At 70.7% G+C, this 21485-nt stretch carries 28 protein-coding genes; 15 read left to right on the plus strand and 13 right to left on the minus strand.

All coding sequences use genetic code 11. From position 1 onward, the window contains the following. Nucleotides 1-87 precede the first annotated feature (87 nt). Nucleotides 88-2796, plus strand: coding sequence for a replicative DNA helicase (gene dnaB, locus FKD65_RS24625; protein ID WP_141579724.1), 2709 nt, complete (start codon nucleotides 88-90; stop codon nucleotides 2794-2796). Between the two features lie 109 nt (nucleotides 2797-2905). Here dnaB and FKD65_RS24630 read toward each other — a convergent pair whose 3' ends face one another. Beyond that, entirely contained in the window at nucleotides 2906-3784 is an 879-nt protein-coding gene (locus FKD65_RS24630) for an NAD(P)-dependent oxidoreductase (RefSeq protein WP_141579725.1), read from the minus strand. Between the two features lie 49 nt (nucleotides 3785-3833). Here FKD65_RS24630 and FKD65_RS24635 point away from each other — a divergent pair, with 49 nt between their 5' ends. After that, a complete protein-coding gene (locus FKD65_RS24635; protein ID WP_141579726.1) occupies nucleotides 3834-4235 on the plus strand; it encodes a MerR family transcriptional regulator in 402 nt (133 codons plus the stop codon). 18 nt (nucleotides 4236-4253) lie between these two features. Here the strand turns inward: FKD65_RS24635 and FKD65_RS24640 are convergent, their stop codons facing one another. The 3 genes from FKD65_RS24640 to FKD65_RS24650 form a co-directional block, all read right to left on the minus strand. Further along, nucleotides 4254-4835, minus strand: a complete 582-nt coding sequence (locus FKD65_RS24640; RefSeq protein WP_141579727.1) for a carboxymuconolactone decarboxylase family protein — start codon at nucleotides 4833-4835, stop codon at nucleotides 4254-4256. Then, nucleotides 4825-5160, minus strand: a complete 336-nt coding sequence (locus tag FKD65_RS24645) for a hypothetical protein (RefSeq protein WP_141579728.1) — start codon at nucleotides 5158-5160, stop codon at nucleotides 4825-4827. Before FKD65_RS24645 ends, FKD65_RS24640 begins: the two co-directional genes overlap by 11 nt. A gap of 272 nt (nucleotides 5161-5432) precedes the next feature. Then, nucleotides 5433-6320 carry an alpha/beta fold hydrolase gene (locus FKD65_RS24650; protein WP_141579729.1) on the minus strand — a complete coding sequence of 296 codons (888 nt, stop codon included), beginning with the start codon at nucleotides 6318-6320 and terminating at the stop codon, nucleotides 5433-5435. Nucleotides 6321-6400: 80 nt separating this feature from the next. On the opposite strand from FKD65_RS24650, the gene FKD65_RS24655 reads away from it, so the two are divergent. Then, on the plus strand, nucleotides 6401-7045 hold the full coding sequence (locus FKD65_RS24655; RefSeq protein WP_141579730.1) for a TetR/AcrR family transcriptional regulator: 645 nt from the start codon (nucleotides 6401-6403) through the stop codon (nucleotides 7043-7045). A gap of 20 nt (nucleotides 7046-7065) precedes the next feature. On the opposite strand, the gene FKD65_RS24660 is transcribed toward FKD65_RS24655, so the two are convergent. After that, nucleotides 7066-7680: a PadR family transcriptional regulator gene (locus FKD65_RS24660; RefSeq protein WP_168221171.1), complete on the minus strand. Its 615-nt coding sequence runs from the start codon at nucleotides 7678-7680 to the stop codon at nucleotides 7066-7068. Nucleotides 7681-7799: 119 nt separating this feature from the next. Between FKD65_RS24660 and FKD65_RS24665 the strand changes: the two genes are divergently transcribed. Both FKD65_RS24665 and FKD65_RS24670 read left to right on the plus strand, forming a co-directional pair. Then, nucleotides 7800-8192, plus strand: coding sequence for a nuclear transport factor 2 family protein (locus FKD65_RS24665; protein WP_141579731.1), 393 nt, complete (start codon nucleotides 7800-7802; stop codon nucleotides 8190-8192). 44 nt (nucleotides 8193-8236) lie between these two features. Beyond that, entirely contained in the window at nucleotides 8237-8662 is a 426-nt protein-coding gene (locus FKD65_RS24670) for an MmcQ/YjbR family DNA-binding protein (RefSeq protein WP_141579732.1), read from the plus strand. Here FKD65_RS24670 and FKD65_RS24675 read toward each other — a convergent pair. Continuing rightward, nucleotides 8659-9090 (minus strand): hypothetical protein, encoded by a 432-nt coding sequence (locus FKD65_RS24675; RefSeq protein WP_141579733.1) that lies wholly within the window; start codon nucleotides 9088-9090, stop codon nucleotides 8659-8661. The genes FKD65_RS24670 and FKD65_RS24675 overlap by 4 nt on opposite strands. A 237-nt stretch (nucleotides 9091-9327) precedes the next feature. Beyond that, on the minus strand, nucleotides 9328-9711 hold the full coding sequence (locus FKD65_RS24680; protein WP_141579734.1) for a hypothetical protein: 384 nt from the start codon (nucleotides 9709-9711) through the stop codon (nucleotides 9328-9330). Nucleotides 9712-9817: 106 nt separating this feature from the next. Here FKD65_RS24680 and FKD65_RS24685 point away from each other — a divergent pair, with 106 nt between their 5' ends. Next, on the plus strand, nucleotides 9818-10726 hold the full coding sequence (locus tag FKD65_RS24685; protein ID WP_141579735.1) for a LysR family transcriptional regulator: 909 nt from the start codon (nucleotides 9818-9820) through the stop codon (nucleotides 10724-10726). Nucleotides 10727-10934: 208 nt separating this feature from the next. Here FKD65_RS24685 and FKD65_RS24690 read toward each other — a convergent pair whose 3' ends face one another. Further along, nucleotides 10935-11771, minus strand: coding sequence for a class I SAM-dependent methyltransferase (locus FKD65_RS24690; RefSeq protein WP_205718241.1), 837 nt, complete (start codon nucleotides 11769-11771; stop codon nucleotides 10935-10937). Between the two features lie 58 nt (nucleotides 11772-11829). Beyond that, complete coding sequence (locus FKD65_RS24695; protein WP_141579736.1) at nucleotides 11830-12219, minus strand: cupin domain-containing protein; 390 nt, start codon at nucleotides 12217-12219, stop codon at nucleotides 11830-11832. Nucleotides 12220-12295: 76 nt separating this feature from the next. On the opposite strand from FKD65_RS24695, the gene FKD65_RS24700 reads away from it, so the two are divergent. The 6 genes from FKD65_RS24700 (at nucleotide 12296) to FKD65_RS24725 (ending at nucleotide 18529) form a co-directional block, all read left to right on the plus strand. Beyond that, nucleotides 12296-13243: a helix-turn-helix domain-containing protein gene (locus FKD65_RS24700; protein ID WP_240809583.1), complete on the plus strand. Its 948-nt coding sequence runs from the start codon at nucleotides 12296-12298 to the stop codon at nucleotides 13241-13243. Between the two features lie 101 nt (nucleotides 13244-13344). Beyond that, entirely contained in the window at nucleotides 13345-13848 is a 504-nt protein-coding gene (locus FKD65_RS24705; RefSeq protein ID WP_240809584.1) for a SigE family RNA polymerase sigma factor, read from the plus strand. Next, nucleotides 13845-14675 carry a hypothetical protein gene (locus FKD65_RS24710; protein ID WP_141579739.1) on the plus strand — a complete coding sequence of 277 codons (831 nt, stop codon included), beginning with the start codon at nucleotides 13845-13847 and terminating at the stop codon, nucleotides 14673-14675. The genes FKD65_RS24705 and FKD65_RS24710 overlap by 4 nt, the downstream gene beginning before the upstream one ends. A 305-nt stretch (nucleotides 14676-14980) precedes the next feature. Beyond that, complete coding sequence (phoA, locus tag FKD65_RS24715) at nucleotides 14981-16339, plus strand: alkaline phosphatase (RefSeq protein ID WP_141579740.1); 1359 nt, start codon at nucleotides 14981-14983, stop codon at nucleotides 16337-16339. 263 nt (nucleotides 16340-16602) lie between these two features. Next, on the plus strand, nucleotides 16603-17688 hold the full coding sequence (locus tag FKD65_RS24720) for a hypothetical protein (RefSeq protein ID WP_141579741.1): 1086 nt from the start codon (nucleotides 16603-16605) through the stop codon (nucleotides 17686-17688). 376 nt (nucleotides 17689-18064) lie between these two features. Continuing rightward, a complete protein-coding gene (locus FKD65_RS24725; protein ID WP_141579742.1) occupies nucleotides 18065-18529 on the plus strand; it encodes a tetratricopeptide repeat protein in 465 nt (154 codons plus the stop codon). Between the two features lie 95 nt (nucleotides 18530-18624). Here the strand turns inward: FKD65_RS24725 and FKD65_RS24730 are convergent, their stop codons facing one another. Genes FKD65_RS24730 through FKD65_RS24740 form a run of 3 tightly spaced genes read right to left on the minus strand, consistent with a single transcriptional unit; the run spans nucleotide 18625 to nucleotide 19838 of the window. Further along, on the minus strand, nucleotides 18625-18810 hold the full coding sequence (locus FKD65_RS24730; protein ID WP_141579743.1) for a DUF397 domain-containing protein: 186 nt from the start codon (nucleotides 18808-18810) through the stop codon (nucleotides 18625-18627). 46 nt (nucleotides 18811-18856) lie between these two features. After that, nucleotides 18857-19033, minus strand: a complete 177-nt coding sequence (locus tag FKD65_RS24735) for a DUF397 domain-containing protein (RefSeq protein ID WP_141579744.1) — start codon at nucleotides 19031-19033, stop codon at nucleotides 18857-18859. Further along, a complete protein-coding gene (locus FKD65_RS24740) occupies nucleotides 18981-19838 on the minus strand; it encodes a helix-turn-helix transcriptional regulator (RefSeq protein WP_141579745.1) in 858 nt (285 codons plus the stop codon). The genes FKD65_RS24735 and FKD65_RS24740 overlap by 53 nt, the downstream gene beginning before the upstream one ends. A 157-nt stretch (nucleotides 19839-19995) precedes the next feature. On the opposite strand from FKD65_RS24740, the gene FKD65_RS44395 reads away from it, so the two are divergent. Genes FKD65_RS44395 through FKD65_RS24755 form a run of 3 tightly spaced genes read left to right on the plus strand, consistent with a single transcriptional unit; the run spans nucleotide 19996 to nucleotide 20896 of the window. After that, nucleotides 19996-20349 carry an ATP-binding protein gene (locus tag FKD65_RS44395; protein ID WP_168221172.1) on the plus strand — a complete coding sequence of 118 codons (354 nt, stop codon included), beginning with the start codon at nucleotides 19996-19998 and terminating at the stop codon, nucleotides 20347-20349. Beyond that, a complete protein-coding gene (locus FKD65_RS24750; RefSeq protein ID WP_141579747.1) occupies nucleotides 20331-20558 on the plus strand; it encodes a hypothetical protein in 228 nt (75 codons plus the stop codon). The genes FKD65_RS44395 and FKD65_RS24750 overlap by 19 nt, the downstream gene beginning before the upstream one ends. Further along, entirely contained in the window at nucleotides 20555-20896 is a 342-nt protein-coding gene (locus tag FKD65_RS24755; protein WP_141579748.1) for a DUF6247 family protein, read from the plus strand. Before FKD65_RS24750 ends, FKD65_RS24755 begins: the two co-directional genes overlap by 4 nt. A gap of 14 nt (nucleotides 20897-20910) precedes the next feature. Here the strand turns inward: FKD65_RS24755 and FKD65_RS24760 are convergent, their stop codons facing one another. After that, the gene (locus FKD65_RS24760; protein WP_205718243.1) at nucleotides 20911-21429 is read right to left on the minus strand and encodes a GNAT family N-acetyltransferase; all 519 of its coding nucleotides are present in this window, start codon (nucleotides 21427-21429) and stop codon (nucleotides 20911-20913) included. Between the last annotated feature and the right edge of the window lie 56 nt (nucleotides 21430-21485).

Here is a 21485-nt window from a genome sequence, read left to right on the forward strand (position 1 = left end):
TGTCGGACGCGTCAGATAGACGTGGGGTGAACGGTCGGCGATGGGCGGACGGGGCCGCCGGCGGGCCAGGATGAAGGGGGTGTGGCGGTGAGCGTTGCGGATATCGGGCCGCAGGAGCATGAGTTCGAGCGCACCCCCCCGCACGACATCTCGGCCGAGCAGGGCGTGCTCGGCGGCATGCTCCTCTCCCAGGACGCCATCGCCGAGGTCGTGGAGCTCCTGCGCACCCCCGACTTCTACCGCCCGGCCCACCAGATCATCTACGACGTCGTCCTCGACCTCTACGGCCGGGGCGACCCCGCCGACGCCGTCACCGTCGCGGGCGAGCTCACCAAGAACGGCGAGATCGGCCGCATCGGCGGCGCCCCCTACCTGCACACGCTGATCTCCCTGGTGCCCACGGCGGCGAACGCCGGGTACTACGCCAAGATCGTCCACGAGCGCGCGATCCTGCGCCGCCTGGTCGAGACCGGCACCCGCATCGTCCAGATGGGCTACGCCGCCGACGGCGCCGACGCCGACGAGGTCCTCGACCGCGCCCAGGCCGAGGTCTTCGCCATCGCCGAGAAGCGCGCCGGCGAGGACTACGTCGCGCTGAGCGAGATCATGCCCGGGGCGCTGGACGAGATCGAGGCGATCGGCAGCCGCGGCGGCCAGATGGTCGGCTGCCCCACCGGCTTCGCCGACCTCGACGCCCTGACCAACGGCCTGCACCCCGGCCAGATGGTAGTGGTCGCCGCCCGCCCCGCGATGGGCAAGGCGACCAGTCTGGACACGCCCCTTCCGACCCCCTCTGGGTGGACCACCATGGGCGAAGTGTCCGTTGGCGACCACCTGATCGGAGCGGACGGCAAGCCGACGCGCGTCGTCGCCGCGACAGAGGTCATGTACGGCCGCCCTTGCTACGAGATCGAGTTCTCCGACGGAGAGGTCATCGTCGCCGACGCCCGACACCAGTGGCGCACCACCGCCGCTGCCGAGCCCCGCGACGCGGCCCGCCCTCCCGCCCCGCGACCGGCCACAGGGCAGGCCGCCGGTACGGAGGATGCCGATGAAGCCGGCCGCGCGATCGCGGAACTCCAAGGCCGGAGCGCTCCGGCAGGTCATCGGCCTCGTGCCGCCGCCGGGCGAGGCGGCAGACCCGGCCCGCGCACGGTCCGCCTCGTCGCTGACGCGCACCCCGCCCCGCCGCGGCGGACGCACGCCGCCGTCTCGCGCGGTAGCGGACCCGTCCCCGTTCCCTTCTCGGCGGCAGAGCACATCACCACCGCCAAGGCCTCGCGCACGAGCCCTGGCGGCGGAGCGCCCTCAAGTGCACCGCTCCGGGGGGACGCCGCAGGCCTCCCCGGCGCAGGCGCGCCGTACGCGAGCGAGGCCGTCCGCGAAGCCGTCCCACCCATCCGCCGCATCGAGACGACCGAGCAGATCCTCGAAGCGCTGACCAGGGACGACGGTCACCGCATGGTGGAGTTCGCCGCCGCGTTCGACCTGCCCGAGGCCGAACTGCCGCTCGACCCCTACGTCCTCGGCGCATGGCTCGGCGCCGGAGACGAAGACGAGGCCCGCATCACCTGCCTTGACGGTGCCGTCATCGACCAGTTGAAGGAGACCGGCCAGGAGACCACCGCCGAGGCCGTCTTCGGCTGCCACCTCCTAGCCGGCGCACGCGAGCGGCTCGCCTCGCTCGACCTGCTTGGGGGCAAGCACATCCCGGCCCGGTACCTGCGCGCTTCCATCGCTCAACGACGGGCGCTGCTGGCCGGGCTGCTCGATGTCCGCGGGCACGTCTCCCTGGACGGACGCGTCGACGTCGCCGTCCCGTCCGCCCGGCTCGCGGGCGACCTGCGCGAGTTGCTGCTCAGCCTCGGCCATGACCTCGCGATGACCGCCGACCCCGCCGGAGAGGACCTCTGGCAGCTCGGCATCATCCCTTCCGAGACGGTGTTCCGGCTGCCGCGCAAGGCGGCCCGGCAGCGGGCGGGTGTCCACCCCGGCGCGCGGGTTCGCCACATCGTCGACGTGCGGCCGGTGGAGAGCGTGCCGGTGCGGTGCGTGCAGGTCGACAACGACGACCACATGTACCTGGCGGGGCGGTCCTGCATCCCCACGCACAACTCGACGCTCGCCCTCGACTTCGCTCGCGCCGCGTCCATCAAGCACGGCCTGACCTCGGCCTTCTTCAGCCTGGAGATGGGCCGCAACGAGATCACGATGCGGCTGCTGTCCGCCGAGGCGCGGGTGGCGCTGCACGCGATGCGCTCCGGCACCATGCAGGACGAGGACTGGACGCGCCTCGCCCGGCGCATGAGCGAGGTCGCCGAGGCGCCGCTGTTCATCGACGACTCGCCGAACATGTCGATGATGGAGATCCGCGCGAAGTGCCGCCGCCTGAAGCAGCAGCACGACCTGCGCCTGGTGATCATCGACTACCTGCAGCTGATGACCTCGGGCAAGCGCGTGGAGAGCCGCCAGGTCGAGGTCTCGGAGTTCTCCCGCTCGCTGAAGCTCCTGGCCAAGGAACTGGGCGTCCCGGTCATCGCGCTCTCCCAGCTCAACCGAGGCCCCGAACAGCGGACGGACAAGAAGCCCATGGTGTCCGACCTGCGCGAATCGGGCAGTATCGAGCAGGATGCGGACATGGTGATCCTTCTGCACCGCGAGGACGCCTACGAGAAGGAGTCCCCGCGCGCCGGCGAGGCCGACCTGATCGTGGCCAAGCACCGGAACGGCCCCACCGCCACCGTCACGGTCGCCTTCCAGGGCCACTACAGCCGCTTCGTGGACATGGCCCAGTAACCCGCGTCCGCAGCACGTTCCGCTCGCCTCGGCGCAACCCGATGCCCTCGGTGGCGAAGGAGACCCGGCCCGCCCCTGAAATCGGGGCGGGCGAGGTGCTCGGCGGGGATCAGGGGGTGCGGGGGGTGGTGAACTCCTTGATCAGGACGGGGTACTGGTCCTGGCCGTGGCCCGCGGCGAGGGCGCGGTCGGCCATCGCTTTGAACAGCATCGGGAGTTCGGCGTTGACGCCTGCCGCCTCGCTCTCCTCGATGAGGTGGGTCATCGCTCGCGCATCGGTCTCCAGGGCAGACACCTCGGCGGGGAAGGAGTCCCGGTCGATCTGTTCGGCATAGCCGGGGAGCCATCCCGCCACGACGGCGGCGATCTGCTGCGCGAACGGCGCGTACGCCGCGGCGTCCACACCGGCCGTGCCGAGCAGGGCGGTGCCCTGGAGCCAGGCGTTCAGGACGCTCCACATCATCGCGAGTCCGGCCACGTCGTAGAGAGACGCCAGCCCAGGGTCCGCGCCGAGGTGGGTGGCGCTGCCGAGCACGCCGAGTACCGCCTCGTGCGCTTCGAAGTCCGGTCGCGGCCCGCTGTAGAGGATCGCGGCTTCGGCGGTCCCGATGGCCGGCGGGACGGCCATGATGGCGCCGTCCAGGTAGCGGGCGCCGCGCCGCTCCGCCCATCGGGCGGTTTCGCGGGCCTGGGCTGAACTGCCCGAGGTCAGGTTGACCAGCGTCATGCCGTCCAGTTCACAGGGGTCGAGCACCTCGTGGACGGCCTCGTAGTCGGTGAGGCAGACGATCGTCAGGGGGCCGGCCTTGAGCGCGTCGCCGGCCGTCGCCGCCGGTCGTGCGCCTTCGGCCGCCGACCGGTCGGCCTTGGAGGGAGTGCGGTTCCACACGGTCGTGGGATGCCCGGCCTTCAGGAACGCGCTGGCGAGTGCCCGGCCCATCAGGCCGAGTCCGAGAATGGCCACGGGGATGTCGGTGTTGTCGCTCATGGCAGCATCGTCAACGTTGATACCGGTCTGAAGGTCAAGTGAGGATGCGATGCGGATCGGAGAGCTGAGCCGCCGGACGGGCACCAAGGCCCACCAGCTGCGTTACTACGAGACGCAGGGGCTGCTGGAGGCGGAGCGCGGCGCGAACGGTTACCGCGAGTACGGCGAGGGCGCCGTGGTGCGGGTCAAGCAGATCCGGCATCTGCTCGACGCGGGCCTGTCCTCCGAGGACATCGCGTACCTGCTGCCCTGCGCGGCCGGGGAGGCCCCGGACCTGCTGGGGTGTCCGGAACTGCTGGCGGCGATGCGGACGCGGTTGCGGCGCCTCGACGACCAGATGGAGAGGCTCGCCCGATCCCGCGGCGCTCTCGCCGGCTACATCGATGCGGCCGAGCGAACCGGTGGTGAGGGCCGCCCGCCCTCCGCCTGCACGGAGCCCGTCCCCGCCTGAGTTTCCGGGGGCCACGAGTTACCGGTAGCCCCGCTTGAGCAGGTACTTGGCTCCGGCTTCGAAGCCCTCGGGGGTGAGCGGCTCGAATCCGAAGGCGTCGGCGAGGCGGGCGGTGATGTCGAAGGCGGCGCAGACCGCCAGCGCGTCCTCGACCTGCCGCGGTGACGCGCCGGCGGCCAGCACGTCCCGCATGTCGCCCGCGCCGACCTCTCCGTCCCGGGTCAGCTTGCTGAGCATCCGCAGCGTCGCCCGCAGCGGCTCACCGATGGGGGCCGAGTCCAGGTCGGCCAGCGCGGCCGCGACCGCCGACTCGTCCTGGTACGCCAGGCTTGCGGTCGCGGTGTGCGCGGCGACGCAGAACGCGGATCCGTTCACCTTGGACACGTAGGCCGCCATCAACTCCCGGTCGCCCACCGACCATCCGGACGGCCCGCGCATCGCCTCGTGGGTGAAAGCCTTGGCCCGGGCGCCGTAGAAGTCGGGCCGGTAGAAGACCAGCTTGGCCGCGTCCGGCACCGGGTGCCGGGAGAACAGCCGGATGAGCGCGAACAGCAGCTTGGTTCCGCGGCCGTAGCCGTCGTTGAGGATCTCAAGACGCACGGTCCGGCCTCCCTTCGCCGGTCGCTTCTGCAAGGGCCGCCAGTCCGGCCTCGTACAGCCGGTCGGAGTGGCCGACCGCAGCGCAGACCACCAGCTCGAACACCTGGTCCTCGGTACAGCCCGACGCCTTCGCCGCACTCAGATCCGCTTCGGTGACCTGCGCCGGACTCTCGACGACCTTGCCGATCAACGAGTCCAGGGGCGGGGGGAGGCCGTCGTCCCCGAAGGCACGCGCACGCAGTTCGGCCGATGCCCTTCCCTCTCCGTTCAGCACGCGATCCACCAGGGCCCGGTGCCCCGCTCGCTTGCCGTCCTCACCCGACATGGCATCCTCCTCCGCGGCCGGTTCCGCTCCTCACGAACAAGACGATCGGCGCCCCCCGGAACACGACATGCAGCCGCAAACGTCCACTGGAGCCGTATCGCATGCCGCTCGGCGCGTTCCGGTCGCCGAGGTCCTCCACCTGCCCACCAACGCCCAGCTCTTCCGATCTCCGGCGTCGGCGAAGTAGACCGCCGGTCAGTCTGGGGGCGCCGAGGGCGATGCGGCCGCCGTGCCGTCCTTGCAGCAGGCCGTCAGCGATGCGTCCTCGCGCGTCATGACCGGGGCCGCAGGTGGGTGGTGAGGAAGTCGATCTGGTCGGCTACGAGCTTTTCGACCAGCGGGGGGTGGTAGACGGTGAAGTGGTCGGCGTCGTAGTGCCTGAGTTCGCCCCGCGGCGCCGCCGCCGCGGCCCTCTCCGCGATCGCGGTGTCGATCAGGTTCTCCCGGTCGCTCTGGCACACCAGCAGAGGGCAGCGCACGCGGGCCGCGCGGGCCGACGCGTTGTAGAAGAGCATTCCCAGGCCGGAGGCGGCGGTGACGCGGTTGTCGAACTCGTAACCCGGCGGGCACACCGACCGCCATCCCTCGAGGGCGCCCGGCTGGTTGACGAAGGCCAGTTCGCCGGGAGGCCCGACCAGTGGGACGTACCGCCGCGGCAGCCGCAGTGCGGCGCGCACCAGGTCGGAGGCGATCGGGACGGTGAACCGGGCGAGGTGCCGCGGCCCGGCGCGCAGCGCGATGGCGCGGCCGCTCAGCACCGGACACTGCACCACCGCTGCCGACAGTCCGGGCTGCCGGGCGGCCGCGGCGAGTACGTGGCTGGCGCCGAACGAGGTCCCCCACAGCGCGACCCGCCCGGCGTCCAGCTCCGGCCGTGTGCGGGCGAACTCCAGCGCCGCGTCGATGTCCCGCGCGTACCGGCGCGCGCTGACCAACTGGCGCGGCCGGCCGCCCGATTCGCCCAGATGGCGAAAGTCGAAGGCCAGCACGGCCAGGCCCGCCTCGGAGAACCACTTCTCGTACTGGCCGAGCATCATCTCGTGCGTCGCGCCGCCGCCGTGCACCAGCACGACGGTCGGATGCGGCCCGGAACCGTCGGGGACGGTGAGCCAGGCGGCGCACTGATCGCCACCGGAGGTGAAGGAGGTGCGTGTCGTCATGCGCGTTCCCCATCAAGTACGTTGTACGTGAACGAGAGAGAGTTAAACACGTACCTTGTACGTAAACAAGGGGAGAGTCCATGCCGGCACCGCGCAGGTTCACCCATCGGCAGTTGCAGGACGCGGCCCTGGAGTTGATCGACCAGGAGGGCCTGGCCGGGCTGACCATGCGCGCCCTGTCCGCCCGGCTCGGCACGGGCCCGATGACCATCTACAACTACGTCGACGGCCGGGAAGGGCTCGAACGCCTCGTCACCGGCGCGGTCATGACCCGGGTCCGCTGGCCCGACGAGACTCCGGGCGACTGGCGGACGCGGGTGGAGGCGATCGCCGAGGCCATCTGGCGGGCGGTGCGCGCGCACCCCGACGCGATCCCTCTCGTCCTCACCACGCGCAGCCTCGACGAAGACGCGCTCGCCCCCACCGAAGCCCTGTTGCAGGCCCTTGCCGACAGCGGACGATCCGGTGCCGAGCTGCTGGCCGCCTTCCGTGTGGTCTCCGGTTTCATCGCCGGAATCGTCCAGGCCGAACTCGAAGGTCCCCTCGCGACGGCGGGCCAGGACGCCGGCGCCGTCACCGCGCGGATGGCCGCCCTTCCGGCTGAGCGGTTCCCCCGGCTGGTCGAGATAGCCCACGCGGCCGCTGGCGACCCTCGAACCGAGTTCCGCTCCGGCTTGGAGATCCTCCTCGCCGGGCTCGACGCAACGAACCCAAACCCGAACTGACCTGCCGGGAGGGGTCCCGGCTACGACGCCCGGCCGCGATCGGTCTCCGGCGTGGTCCGGCCGCGCCCTTCGAGGGGGCGCGCGGCGATGCGGCGGTCGAGGATGGTCAGGGTGTCCTCGCACCAGCGGAGGTTCTCGCGTTCGAACGCCAGGCCGCGCATCAGGGTGAGGTAGGGACCGATCCGGTCGGCGGTCGCGAGGTACTCCTCCTCGGTGCGGCCGTCCAGGAAGCGGGCCTGGAGCCGCTCGAAGCGGGCGATCTTGGATTCGGCCCAGATGCGGCGCTCGCGGAGGGCGGTCATGACGGCCTCGACGTCCCCCGCGTCCACCGCCTGGACCTGGACCATCAGCTCCTCGCGCATCGCGCCGGGGCGCGGGGGCCTGGCGGTGAACTCGTGCAGGGCGCGGCGCCCGGTCTCGGTGAGGGAGAAGAGGCGCTTGTTGGGACGGCGTTCCTGCTGGACGACGCGCGCCTGGATCAGACCCTCGCCGGCCATCTTCTCCAGCTCCCGGTAGAGCTGCTGGGGTGTGGCCATCCAGAAATTGGCGACCCCGGCGTCGAAGCTCTTGGACAGGTCGTACCCGGACGCTTCGCCTTCCAGAAGCGTGGCCAGAACCGCGTTCCGCAACGACATGGTTCCGAGCGTATCGGCCCGTGATCGTCGCCACGCCCCCGACCGGTGGACGATCTCCCACGCCATGGCTAGTGTAATTTGCACCTACTCAACAAGTTGTCCATTTCGGGGGGTGTCGCATGCATCCGTTCAGGCGGGCGGTGGAGGCCGGTGACGCGGAGGCGATCGAAGGGCTGCTGGCCGACGACGCGGTGTTCACCAGCCCGGTCGCGTTCAAGCCGTACCACGGGAAGGCGATCACGGCCGCGATCGTGCGGGGCGCCGGGCGGGTGTTCCAGGACCTCCGCTACGTCCGGGAGATCGTCAGCGTGGACGGCCGCGACCACGCGCTCATGTTCGAGGCGACCGTGAACGGCCGGCAGGTGCACGGGTGCGACTTCCTCCACCTCGACGAGGAGGGGCTGATCGACGACCTGACCGTGATGGTGCGGCCGCTGTCGGGGGCCAACGCCCTGGCCGAGGCGATGGCCGCGCAGTTCGAGCGGATCGAGCGCGAGGCCCTCAGCTCCTGACCGCTTCGCCGACACCGCCGACGATCACGGCGTACGCTGCGGGCATGCAGGCAGACGACCGTCCCGCCCGGGTCGAGGACGTGCACGAGCTGGCGCAGGGAATGCCGCATGTGACGGTCGAGTACGGCAAGGGCGGTAACCCCGTCTACCAGGTGGGACGCAAGTCGTTCGTGTTCTTCCGGACCCCTCGCCCGGACGCGTTCGACCCCGCGACGGGCGAGCGCTACCCGGACGTGATCGTGTTCTGGGTGCCTTCGGAGTCCGACAAGCAGGCCCTCGTGCAGGACGCGTCGTCACCGTTCTTCACCACCCCGCACTTCGACGGCCACCGCTCGGTGCTGCTGAGGGCGAGCCGCCTCGGTGAGCTCACGCTGCGGGAACTCACCGAGGTCGTGCAGGACGCATGGCTCTCGCAGGCGTCGCGCAGGCGCGCGGAGGTCTGGCTGCGCGACCATCCCGGCGAGCCCTAGCCGGCGGCCTTCGTGTAGATGATGTCGAAGTCGTGCTCCCAGGTCTCGTTGTCCAGGGACTTCTCCCAGAAGGCCTGGATCGTGCGGCCGTCGGCGCTGATCGTCCCGGTGAAGCGCTGGTCGAATCCGGGGGCCTCGCGCCACATCTTCCAGACGTCGCCGTCGAGCGTCATCCGGTAGACGCGGGACACGCCGCGCGAGTCGTAGTACAGGACGGTGTACACGCCGGACGAATCGTCGGGCCCGACGAGCTGGACGGCCGCGGGCGCGGGCGCCGGGGGCCGCGACCGGATCCGCAGGAAGGCGCCGTCTTCCAGCCGGTCGACGGTCACCCTTCCCTGCCCCTCGCCGAACTGCGGGACCTCGGCCGTCCACTCGCCGATCAGAACGTCCAGCGCTGCCAAAGCCGGCTTCGGCATCGTCGTCATCGCATCTCCTCCGGTTCCCGTGGCCGAGGTCGAACGCGGGCCGGGCCTCACCCGGCCGCCTCCGGTGTCGCTCGCATTCTTCCCCGCCACCGGACAACCAACGAAGGAATGCCGACCGACCCGGCCGATGCCTGCTGCTTGAATGCCGCCAGCTGACCTTCGCCGGCCAAGGGGCGGTGGGCGACGCCGTCGGCGAGCCCCCCCCCGGCCGGCACCGAGCATCCTCGGCGACGGAGCTCAGGGGTGGACGGCGCCCTGGTCGGAGTGCGCGACCGTACTGCCCGCCGGGGCCGTCCTCGGGCGGCCCGCGCCGACCCACCGGTTGACCACGGGGGCGAGCCTGGGCATGACCAGGTTGACCATGAGAGTGACGAGGACGCCGCTGATGACCGCGGCGCGGCCGGCCATCGGCAGTGCGGCGAGCAGGTCGCCGAAAAGCGCGAGCAGCGCAATGACCACGGCGAACGCCACCGCCCACGCCGCGAGGGTCATCGCCAGCCGGACCCGGACCGGAGGGTTCCCCGCCGGGGCGCTGACGGGGGCAGGACCGGGCCTGAGATCTCCGGGCGCCTCGGTCGCGCCGTTGCGGGTCCTGACCTCCGCCACTATCGCCTTGCCCATGGCCGTTCCTCGCTTTCCGGTCGTTTCGTTCGACGTCACCGACGCTACGGCGACCACCGGTAATAAGTCCAAGACAGGCTTGTGCTCTCTGTAATATCGTTCGCTTATGGAACTGAGGCAGCTCGGGTACTTCGTCGCGGTGGCGGAGGAGCGCCACTTCACCCGCGCGGCCGAGCGGGTCCAGGTGGCCCAGCCCGCGATCAGCCAGCAGATCCGCAGGCTGGAGGCCGAGGTCGGGGAGGCCCTGTTCCGGCGCGACCGGCGCTCGGTCGCGCTGACCGCCGCCGGGGAGGCGCTGCTGCCGCACGCCCGCGCCATGCTCGCCGAGGCCGCCAACGCGAAGGAGTCGATCGCGGCGCTGTCGGGCCTGCTCACCGGCAGCCTCGCGGTCGGCCTGGTGCAGCCGCTGCCCGACCGGCGGGTGCTCGCGCTGCTGGGCGCCTTCCACCGCCGCCATCCGCGGATCCGCCTCACCCTCCGCGAGGACGAGACGGACGGCCTGCTCGCCGCCCTGGCCACCGGCGAACTCGACGCGGCCGTCATCGGCCAGGGCCCCGCCGACGCCCCGCTCGGCGCCGAGATGACCCCGCACGTGATCGCCCGCGAGGACGTCGTGGTCGCCCTGCACCCCGACCACCCCTTCGCCGCCCGGGATTCGCTGACGCTCCGCGACCTGCGGGACGAGCCTCTGGTGACCGCGCCCCGCAGCGGCAAGCTGCGCACCAACATCGAGGCCGCCTGCCAGCACGCCGGATTCGTCCCGAACGTGGTCGCCGAGACCCGCGACCTCAGCCTCGTCCGCCAGCTCGTCCTTCAGCGGATCGGCCTGGCGATCCTTCCGCGGTCCGCACTCCAGGGGCCGCCCGCGCTCGCCCGGGTGCCGCTCGCCCACCCGTCGCTGGAGCGCCGGATCATCCTCGCCGCCCGTCCGCACCACGCAAGCCCGGCGGGCCGCGCCTTCCTCGCCATGGCGCACCGCCGCCTCCTGCCCTCGACCGTCCCGGAGGCTGACTGAGCAGGCACTGAACGGGTGTCGGCGGCATGGTCGTGGCCGGAGGCATCACTCCGGACCGCCCAGGCGACCGCGCCACCGGGTCGGTTGATTTGCGGCATGACGCTCTTCTGCGGGCGCCAATCGGGGCGACGCACCGGAAACCACCACGGGGATCTTCGTTGGACATCCGCGCTGGACGAATGGCCGGGCGGGCGATCCGCCGCATGGCTCATACGGAGTCGGAGGGGCTGCCGGAGCGGGATGGCCCGGTCCCCTTCCGCCCTCGTACCGCCCAGGCCTTGGCCGTCAGCGGGATGGAGCCGTCCGGGCGGGCGGGCAGGCGGTCGCGCAGCAGGTCGCGCAGGGCATCACGGTGCTCGTCCGTCAGGGACATGACGTACCCGGGAGCCGGGCCCTGCCCGCCCAGGAACGGTTGCCAGTAGTCGCCGAAATCGGCGAACACGGTGGGCAACTCGATCGCTCCTACCGTGACCTCGGCGAAGCCGGCTTCCGTCCACAGCCGGGCGAGCTGCTCAGGACTGCACAGCGGGAAGCGGCGGCCCTCGTCCCGCTCGGCTGCGGCGGGGTCCAGGGATGCGGCGGCGTCCCAGAAGTACCGCAGCATCGCCATGCCTTCGGCATAGTCCCAGACGTAGGCGGCGGCCACGCCGCCCGGAGCGGCGACCCGCGCGAACTCGGCCGCGGCGCGACGGGGATCGGGGACGAAGTTGAGCGCGAGTCCGCTGACCACGGCGTCGAACCGGCCATCGGGCAACGGCAGTGACTGCGCGTCCCCCACGCGGAACTCCGCCCGTGCGTCGTCCATCCGGGTCCGAGCATGGGCGATGAAGCCTTCGGCGGGATCCACACCGACGACCTGGGCGGGGTCGGCCAGTTCCAGCACGGCCGCCGTCAACGCTCCGGTGCCGCATCCGGCGTCCAGCCAGTAGCCGCCCACCGAGACGTCCAGCCACCGCACGAATTCCCGCGCGACGGAGCGACTCCACCGGCCGACGTACGCCTCATAGGCGTCGCCGGCAGCCCACACCTCCGGGTCGTGCCCCACCGACCACACGATACGCCCGTCGTCGACCGCCCTCCAGGAAGGCGTTCCACCGCCGCGTCTAGGCGAGCGGTCGCCCGATGGTCGCGTCGACATGGTCCGGGACGTCGTCGTGCCGGTCGCCGACGCTCGACGTCCCGGTCGGCTCGAACATGAGGATCGACGCACCGCCCGGGGCGGACGGCTTGTGCTCCACACCTCGGGGGACGACGAACACGGAGCCCTTGGACAATGTCACGTCGCGTTCCCCCGTCCCGTCGCGGAGCGCGATGGTGAATTCGCCGTCGAGTACCAGGAAGAACTCGTCGGTGTTGTCGTGGACGTGCCAGACGTGGTCACCGGCGACCTTGGCGACGCGGACGTCGTAGTCGTTCACCTGCGAGACGATGCGCGGGCTCCAGAGGTCGGAGAAGGAGGCAAGCGCCGAGTGCAGATCGATCGGTTCGTTCATCCGTCCACTGTTGCGGGTGGCCGCGGCCCGGCGTGAGTGCTAGGAATCGCATATGCCGCAAGGATCCTCGCATCGCGTGGTGATGATCGTCGACAGGGGCTCGAACCCGTTCGAGATGGGCGTCGCGACCGAGCTGTTCGGCCTGCGCCGGCCCGAGCTGGGCATCCCCTGGTACGACTTCGCGCTCTGCGCGCCCGGCCCGGTCGTGATGCACGCGGGGATGTTCACGATGTCGGGGATCGCCGGGTTGGAGGCGGTCGAGACGGCCGACACCGTGATCGTTCCTAATCGTCCCGACCCCGAGAACACGCCCGATGAGGCGGTCCTCTCCGCGATCCGGCAGGCCGCCGCCCGGGGCGTCCGGCTCGTGAGCTTCTGTACCGGCGCGTTCGCTCTCGCGGCCGCCGGTGTGCTCGACGGCCGCCCCGCGACCACCCACTGGCGCTGGGCCGATCTCTTCCGGTCCCGCTTCCCGGCGGTTCGGCTCGAACCCGACGTGCTGTTCGTGGACGACGGGGACGTGCTGACCGCCGCCGGCAGCGCCGCCGCGCTCGACCTGTGCCTGCACATCGTGCGCCGCGACCACGGTGCGGAGATCGCCAACGCGGTCGGCCGCCGCCTGGTCTTCGCCGGGCACCGCGACGGCGGCCAGCGGCAGTTCGTCGAACGTCCCGTCCCCGCGATCCCGGACACCTCGCTCGCGCCCGTTCTGGCCTGGGCGCGGGAACGGCTCGATCGGCCGCTGACCGTCGCCGACCTGGCCGCCCGCGCCGCGACCAGTACCGCCACCCTGCACCGCCGCTTCCAGGCCGAGCTCGGCACGACCCCGCTGGCCTGGCTCAACGCCGAGCGGGTCGCGCTCGCGTGCGGGCTCATCGAGAAAGGCGAGCTCCGGTTGGAGGCCGTCGCCCGCGCCAGTGGCCTCGGCACCTCCGCCAACCTGCGCACCCGGCTACGCCGCCAGACCGGCCTCAGCCCGTCCGCCTACCGGGCCCGCTTCGCCGCGTCGAACGCCGCGGTCTGAGCCGCGGCGCTCCGCCCCGCACGAGTCGGAGCGAGATCATGCCCGCGGATTCGCCGACCGGACCTGCCAACCATCCGCGCGCCCTGCGGCGTTCAATGCACGTGAGTCAACCGACGCAGGAAACCGCTTACGCCACGTTCGCGGCCGCCGCGTGGAAACGCCATTACGGCCTGGCGACGCTGCTGACCGGTGACGTCCACCGCGCCGAGGAGCTCCTCCAGGACTGCCTGGTGAAGCTCTACGTGCGCTGGCGCCGGGTGGCCGACGGCGACCCGGACGCCTACCTGAAGCGGATGCTGGTCAACGGCAACGTCAGCTGGTGGCGTCGCAGGCGGCGGGAGCTGCTGACCGACGCCCCCGAGCGGCACGACGCGCGCTCCAGTTCCCCGCGTGAACCGGACGACGAGCTGCGCCGGGCGCTGCTCGCCCTGCCTCGCCAGCAGCGCGCCATCGTCGTCCTGCGGCATTACGCCGACCTCACGGAGGCGGCGACCGCCGACGTTCTCGGATGCTCCGTCGGCACCGTCAAGAGCCAGCACTCCCGGGCGATGAAACGGCTCCGTTCGATACTCGCCCTCCCGCAGACCGAGGAGATCACACGATGAGCGAGGACCGGCTGACCCGGATGCTGCGGTCGGCGACCGACGAGCGCCCGATCCCCGAAGCGCCGATCGAGACCCTGGTGCATCGCGGCCGGCGCGCCAGGCGCATGCGCCGCTCGGGCGCCGGAGCGCTCGGGACCGGCGCGGTCGCGCTGGTCGTGGCCGCCGCCACCATCGGCGGGAACCTCGTCCCCGGGGACGACGGTGGACGCACTATCACCACGGGACGCGGCAGCGACGTCACCCTGGCAGCGGCGACCGAGGCCACCACGCGTACGACGTTCCACGTGAAACTAACCCGGACGCTGACCTCGCGCGGCCGGGGCGAAACCGTGGAGACCTATCAGGGTGCCTTTGACGCCCCCAACCGGCGGGGCTACCTGCGCGGCCCGGGGGCGGCGCCGATGGAGCAGCGCTTCCTCGGTGATGAGCGCTATGTGCTGCGCGGAAAGACCTGGCACAAGATCGACCCTTCGTCGACCCGCGATCCCCTCGGCCCGCAGGAACTGAGCGCCAATGTCCTGCATATGCTGCGGCTGCTGCTGGTGTTCGACAACTCGGCACCCTCACGCCAGACGGGTGACGGGCCGGCGGCGGTGCAAACCTACGACTTCTCCAGTGTGGGTAACCCCGCAGGTCCGCTGGGCGGGATGCGGGTCTCGGGGTCGGTGACGGTCGGGGGCGCCGTCCCCAAGATCCAGAAGATGGTGCAGACGAGCGTCCCCAGCACGGATGCGGGGAAAGCCGGCCGGGACCTCGTCCGCATCACCTCGGTCATCGAGTTCTCCGACTACGGGACGCCGGTGAATGTGACGCGTCCGCCCCTGTAGGCGGGTTCATCCGGTCGAAGGGCGGCCCCGGCCCGGATGCCGGGGCCGCCTTCGACGCGTGCCCCGGCACAGGCGACCGGCCCCCACAGCGGCACCCCGAATCGTGAGACGTCTTCCCTGGGTCACCGTTCCAGCGAACCTCAGCACGGGTGCGCCGCCTGCCTGGTGCGAGGCGCCGCCGAGGGCGTCCCGCCACCGTTCGCCGACTGTTCAGGTGTTCGTCTTGATCGGCGGGGCGTCGACCTCACCTTGACCTGGTGCTCTGTCCCTGTTTGTCACTCACGATGAGCCAGGAGGTCAGCCCTATGAATTCGGCTGCGAAGATACGGCGGACGGCCGCGGTCGTGCTCACCACGGGGGCGGTGGCCGCCGCGCTCGGTTCGGGGCTCGCGGACGCGTCCGGCGGCGACCGGACCCAGGAGGTCCGCCACGCGGTGCAGGGCGGCAAGGCGCGCAACGTCATCCTGTTGATCGGTGACGGCATGGGCGACTCGGAGATCACCGTCGCCCGCAACTACATCAAGGGCGCCGCCGGGCGGCTCGCCATGGACACGCTGCCCCTGACCGGCGCGTACACCACGTACGCGGTCAACAAGGACGACCCGCGCCAGATCGACTACGTGACCGACTCGGCGGCCAGCGGCACCGGCTGGGCCACCGGTCACAAGACCTACAACGGGGCCATCTCGGTCACGCCGGACGGCAAGCCGGTCCCGACCGTCCTGGAACTGGCCAAGCGCGCCGGCCTGCGGACCGGTGACGTGTCCACGGCCGAACTCGGCGACGCCACCCCGGCGGTGCTGACCGCGCACGTCGCGGACCGCGGCTGCCAGGGCCCGGCCGACATGGCCAAGTGCCCCGTGCAGGACAAGGTCAACGGCGGGCCGGGCTCGATCGCCGAGCAGCAGGTGCAGACGGGCGCCGACCTGTACCTGGGCGGCGGCAAGGCCCGCTTCGCGCAGACGGTCAAGGCGGGGCCCTTCGCCGGCAAGACCGTGATCGACCAGGCGAAGGCCGCCGGGTACACGGTCGTCACCGACGAGGGCGGGCTGAACGCGGCCAAGCCCGGCGGCAAGCTGCTGGGACTGTTCGCGGACGGCAACATGCCGCAGGAGTGGACCGGTCCGGCGGCCAAGGTCGGCGGCACCGACCCGGCCAAGTGCACGCCGAACGCCGCCTTCGGGGGCCCGCACCTGTCGGGCATGGCGTCCAAGGCCATCGGTCTGCTGGACGCGCAGACCAAGCACAGCCGCAAGGGCTTCTTCCTGCAGATCGAGGGCGCGTCCATCGACAAGCGCGACCACGCCGCCGACCCCTGTGGCCAGATCGGTGAGACGGCCGAGTTCGACAAGGCGGTGAAGGCCTCGCTCGACTTCGCCCGCCGGAACCCGGGCACCCTGGTGGTCGTGACCGCCGACCACGGCCACACCAGCCAGATCATCCCGCTGGAGGCCCAGAGCCCGGGCCAGACCGCCACGCTGATCACCGCGGACGGTGCCCCCATGAAGATCAACTACGCGACCAACACCCCGGGCCAGTCCCAGGAGCACACCGGTACCCAGGTCCGGATCGCCGCCAGGGGCCCGCAGGCCGCCGGCGTCCTCGGCGTGACCGACCAGACCGACCTGTTCCGCACCATCACCCGCGCCCTCGACGTCCGGTAACTCCGGACGCGGGGGACGGGACCATCGTTCGCGCCCGAACCAAGGCCGGTCACGCCCGCGTGACCGGCCTTGTCCGTTGGGACCGAAGGACGAGGGGCCGCGGACGATACCCCTCGACCGGCACTGGCACCCGGATCGTCGTCACGGACGGGCCTCGGCGCTGACCGGAGTGACGGTGTCCTTGGATACGGTCACCCCGGGGTCCGTGGCGGCGGTCGGGTCGCGCGGGAGTCGACGCACGAGCCGTAACGGAGGTGGTCTGGGTGGAGATGGCCACGGCCTTCACCGACGCGTGGCACTGGCAGCCGGATCCGGCGGACCGGCCGGACGGTCGTGACCCGTCGAACCCCCAGTGGCTGCTCGTCTCGGCCCTCTGGCTGCTCGCCGCGTGGACACCGGAATCCGCACCCGGGTGGGCGTCGACGCTCGTGCTCGGCAAGACCGGCGACCCCCGCGCCGAGCCATGGCCGGCTCCGCCCGAGCGGCTCGCCGCGCTTGCCGGCCTGCCGAAGGTCTCGGACGCGGTTCAGTACACCGGCACGACGTCCAGGGACGACCGCTCGGTACCGCCCGAGGAACTGGTCTCGCTCATCACCGAGGCGGCCCACGTCCAGGACGCGCGCCGCATGTCGTTGGTGCGGTATCTGGTGGACGAGGCGGCGGGCCAGTACGGCGACCTGCTTCGCCTCGCCACGACCGACGACGACCCGGCCCTGCACCTTCTGCACCGCGACTACAACGGAAGCACGGTGCGGATCACCCTGGAGCCCGCGGCGGCGGTGCGGCAGCCGCCGATCATCGCGGACGACGGTGCGGACGGCGCCCTCCGTACCCGGATCGCCTGCCTCGCCACGCTTCTGAGCGACCACCTCATGGTGAACAACAACAACCCGGTGGACTTCCGGTTCCGGATCGGCAGGCTTCCCGAGAGCGAGACAGGGGACGACAGCCTCGCCGCCGCCGCTCGCTACTGGTCGGCCACCCGCGAGGACGCCGAGGAGTACGCCGACGAAGAACCGACGTTCCGCCCGACCACGTTCCCCGAGCTGCGAGCGTCGCTCTACAACACCGCTGCCCGGCTCTCCCGCATCGACCTCTGGGACGGCTCATGGGACGACATCGACGAGATGCCCGAGATCCCGTCCGACCACCTGGTGCCTCACCTCGTAGACGACCTGGTCGACGTCATCGAACAACGCCTGGACGGCGCACTCGTAACGGTCAACGGCTACCTGCCCACAGAGTGGCCGCCGACGGATCCCACGGAGGACGACGAGACCGAGTACACGTACGTGCTGTTCGTCCGTGGCAACGAGGTGGGCGTCCTCGACATCGATCACTCTTGCTGAGAACCAGGAGCCCCGTCGTGACCGATCACATGGAGAGCGTGCCCGACACCGGATCGCTCACCTTCAAGCTCTGGCTCCCCCGTTGGGATTCGCGCTCCGGACGCCTGCGTTGCAGGTTCCAGGCGGTGACTACCGGGCTGACTCAGCTCAGCAGCCGCCGATCATCGCGGACGACGGTGCGGACGGCGCCCTCCGTGCCCGGATCGCCTGCCTCGCCGCCGCTCGCTCTTGGTCGCCTACTCGCGAGGACGCCCAGTATCACGCCGACGATGTACGCACGTTCCGCTCGAAGACGTTCTCCAGACTGCGGGCAAGATCGCTAAGTTACGTCAGGCCAATAGGCTGACGGCGAAACGCGACGGTGAAGGAGCCGCTGATGACCGGCGACCCAACGATGACCCGGATCGGTCAGGGGGTGGAGTTGCATCACCACCGAGGTCAACGTGAAGCCGCTCGCGACTTGTTCGCGCAGATCTGGGACGACATCGGCGGCGAGCAGGGCGACCCGCTGCATGTTTGCGTCCTTGCTCACTCGATGGCGGATGTGCAGGACGATGTGCGGCAGGAGTTGGTGTGGGATCTGCGAGCGCTTGCCGCCGTCGGTCTGGTCACTGACGAACGGGTGGCCCAAGCCGGGGTAACGCTTTCAGTGGCCGGGCTGTATCCGTCGTTGCACTTGAACCTGAGTGAATGTTATCGCAAGCTGGGCGATCATGATCGCGCCTGTGAGCATCTACGGCAAGCGCGGGCCGGGATCGGTGCGCTGGGCGACGACGAGTACGGGCAGCTCATCAAAAAGGGGCTGGAGCGGGTGGCTGAACAGTTGGGGGAGGCCATCTGACTGCGCCACGGAAACTGTCGACACCGGCTCACCGGAGGCGGTCTCCCACGCCGAGAGAACGAGCGCATGGTGGCGGACTCACCAGAAGCCATGGGCTACCAGCGGTAATGCTTGAGGTTCGCGATCAGGGCGCGGAAGGTCTCTCGTGTGAGGAGGAGCTCGGGCTCGTCCGGTGCCTTGGAATCGCGGATGCCCACGGCTTCGCCGAGGCCGACCAGCTCAACACAATTATCGCCCTGCGAGCTGCTGTAACTGCTTTTCCGCCACGCATTCTGCGTCATCTCGGCTCCATCGCCCCGACCCCCGAGGGGGCCGGGGCAGCGGGGGTTAACGCTTGAGGTTCGTGAGGAGGGTGCGGAAGCCGTGGGGGGTGAGGTGCAGGTTGGGGGCATCGGGGTCTTTGGAATCGCGAAACGCGATGGTCTCGGGGAGGCGGCCGACCTCCACGCAGTCACTCCCGCCCTGGGTGCCGCTGTGACTGCTCTTGCGCCACGTCGTCGTCACTGAACGCCTCCATAGCTTTAGTGATCATTTCCGCGGACCGGTTTTCGGGTAGAGCTTTCGCGCTGATCCTGGCAAAGAGTATCGCGTACTCCGCAACCTCCACTGGGGAGGATACGAGCCGTCCACCGCCGAGTGACTCTGTGTAAGCCACTTCGCCGAAGTCGTCCCCAGTGACAAGTTTCAGCCCGCCGTCCAGGCCGGGATAGGCGCCGGTTTCGAATGTCTGCGGGATCACGTGGAGTACGACGTTCGGGCGTTCCGCCACTTTAAGCAGGTGAGCAAGTTGCTCACGCATGATCCGATGGCTCCCTACCGGCCAGCGCAACGTGGCTTCGCTCAACAGCACCATGACGAACGCTCGGTCGAGAACGCTCTGCCGTTCTATCCGTTCAGCGACGAACGGTTCGGGGTCGGCCATACCTCCCCCCGTCAGTAGCGCTCGGGCGTAGTCCTCCGTCTGGAGCAAGCCGGAGATGAGGAGCGGTTCGAAGATGCGGATGAAGCGCCCACGCTGTTCGAACGTGGAAAGTTGGGCGAGCCACTGGGGGTTGTGGCCGATGCTGGCGTACCAGACCAGGAGGGCGAAGACCCCGCCGGTGTCCCACGCCTTGTCCAGGAGGGCGGCGCGTGGGGCGTCCAGGCGGTCGATGCCGTTCTCGATGCGCGAAACAGTCGCCTTGCTCGCGTTGATGATGCGCCCTGTCGCGTCCCCGGAGAGTTCTCGCTGGTTGCGGCAGAAGCGTAAGTAGTAGGCGATGAACGCCCACATCCCGTCCTTGGGGTCGGGTGACGCGTTGGTGGCCATGAACGACGTTCCTTGCGTTCCGTGTTGTTGCGAGTGCTCTGCGTACGCAAGCCAAGATAGCTTCGCGGCGAGACGCTGTGTCGCAGTTCACACATCTCACCCGAGGTCAGAGGTGGTTGCGATGCGGAGTGCAGTGGGTTGCGAGGTTCCACCGCTCGTGTTGGAGGCGAATGAGTGGGCTCCGCGGCTGGCGCGGGGGTTTGTGGCCGAGCGGTTCGTGGAGTGGGGGATCGAGGACGACCACGTGGCGCGGCTCGTGGTGTGCGAGCTGGTCACCAACGCCTTCCGGCACGGGGAGGGGCCGATCGTTGTGCGGGTGTTCCGCGACGAGGGCGACGGGGCGGTGGTCGTGGAGGTGTGGGACGCCGGGGAGGGACGTCCGGTGGTGCAGCCGGAGGACGCCGACGCGACGTCTGGCCGGGGGCTCGTCCTCTTGACGGAGCTGGTGCGGGAGTGGGGCGTCCGTCCGCTCAATGAAGGGGGGAAGGCCACGTGGGCCAAGCTTCACTGAGCCGACGCCTGCGGACGGATGACTCCGTCACCTTGCTGCTGCTCCGGCATCTCTTTCCCGGATGGGTGATCGCGCGGGACGAGCGCGGTGGCTGGGAGGCGACCCGGCGCGTCTCGGCCTCGGACGCCGACACGCTGCTCGGCATGCTCGTCGTCGCCGACCCGAAGGCCGCGCGCCGGGCCACCGCCCTACTGAAGGAGGGCAAGTGACCGACACCGGCGCGGCGCAAGACCCGCAGGTCCTCTTGCGGCGGCTTCCCGAGGAGGAGCGGGCCTACTTTCTCGCCCAGTACAGGAAGCTCGCCTCCGCGGCCGTGGAGAGCGGGACCGGTTACGCCGCCCTCCAGCGGTTTCTGGGCGTGTGGAGTATCCGGGCGCGGGCGCGGCGTCCGTCCGGCGACGAAGTCACAGCCCGGATTCGGGAGATCCGCGACGGGGCTCCCACCGTCCCGGTCGAAGACTTCATCGCCCAGCACCTCGGTATGTCGCGTGTGGAGGCGGGCGCCTGGTGGCGGCGGAGGGTCGAGCGGGCCGCCGGAGGTCGGTGAACCACGGCCGGGGCCTAACGGGGGCGGGCGGGGCGGTCGTAGATCAATTCGCGGCCGTCTTCCTCGTCCCACTGCTCGCCGACGTGGGTGAAGCCCTGGCCTGCGATGGTCGCCAGGGACGCCTCGTTGTCGGGGCTGATCGTGGCGCGGACGGTCCTGACGGACGGTTCGGCGGCGGCGCGGTCCAGGAGGGCGGTGAGCATCGCGCGGGCGTAGCCCTTGCGGCGGTGCGCCGGGTCCACGGAGTAGGCGATCACGACGGTCCCGTTCTCGTCGGGGGCGCCGTGGAAGCCCGCGTGGCCGACGACCACGCCTTCCGGCTCGGTGACGGCGGCCCGGACGATCCAGGGCGCGTGGGACGGGTCGCGGTCGAGTTGGGCGAGGCGGAAGCGCCACAGGTGCTTCGCCTCGTCGGTGGTGAAGTAGTCGGTGAGGGGCACCCCGGCGACCGCGCCGGCGCCCTCCAGGTCGTCCTCCAGCAGGGCTTTCATCGCGGTGGTCGGCAGCTCGGCGAAGCGGACGGCAGGCGGCATGGGCGGCTCCTCGGTCGGGGGACACGCCACTCTAGGTTGGATTGTCCAACTATCAC

This window comes from Actinomadura sp. WMMA1423 (assembly GCF_006547145.1).
Taxonomy (GTDB): Bacteria; Actinomycetota; Actinomycetes; order Streptosporangiales; family Streptosporangiaceae; genus Spirillospora.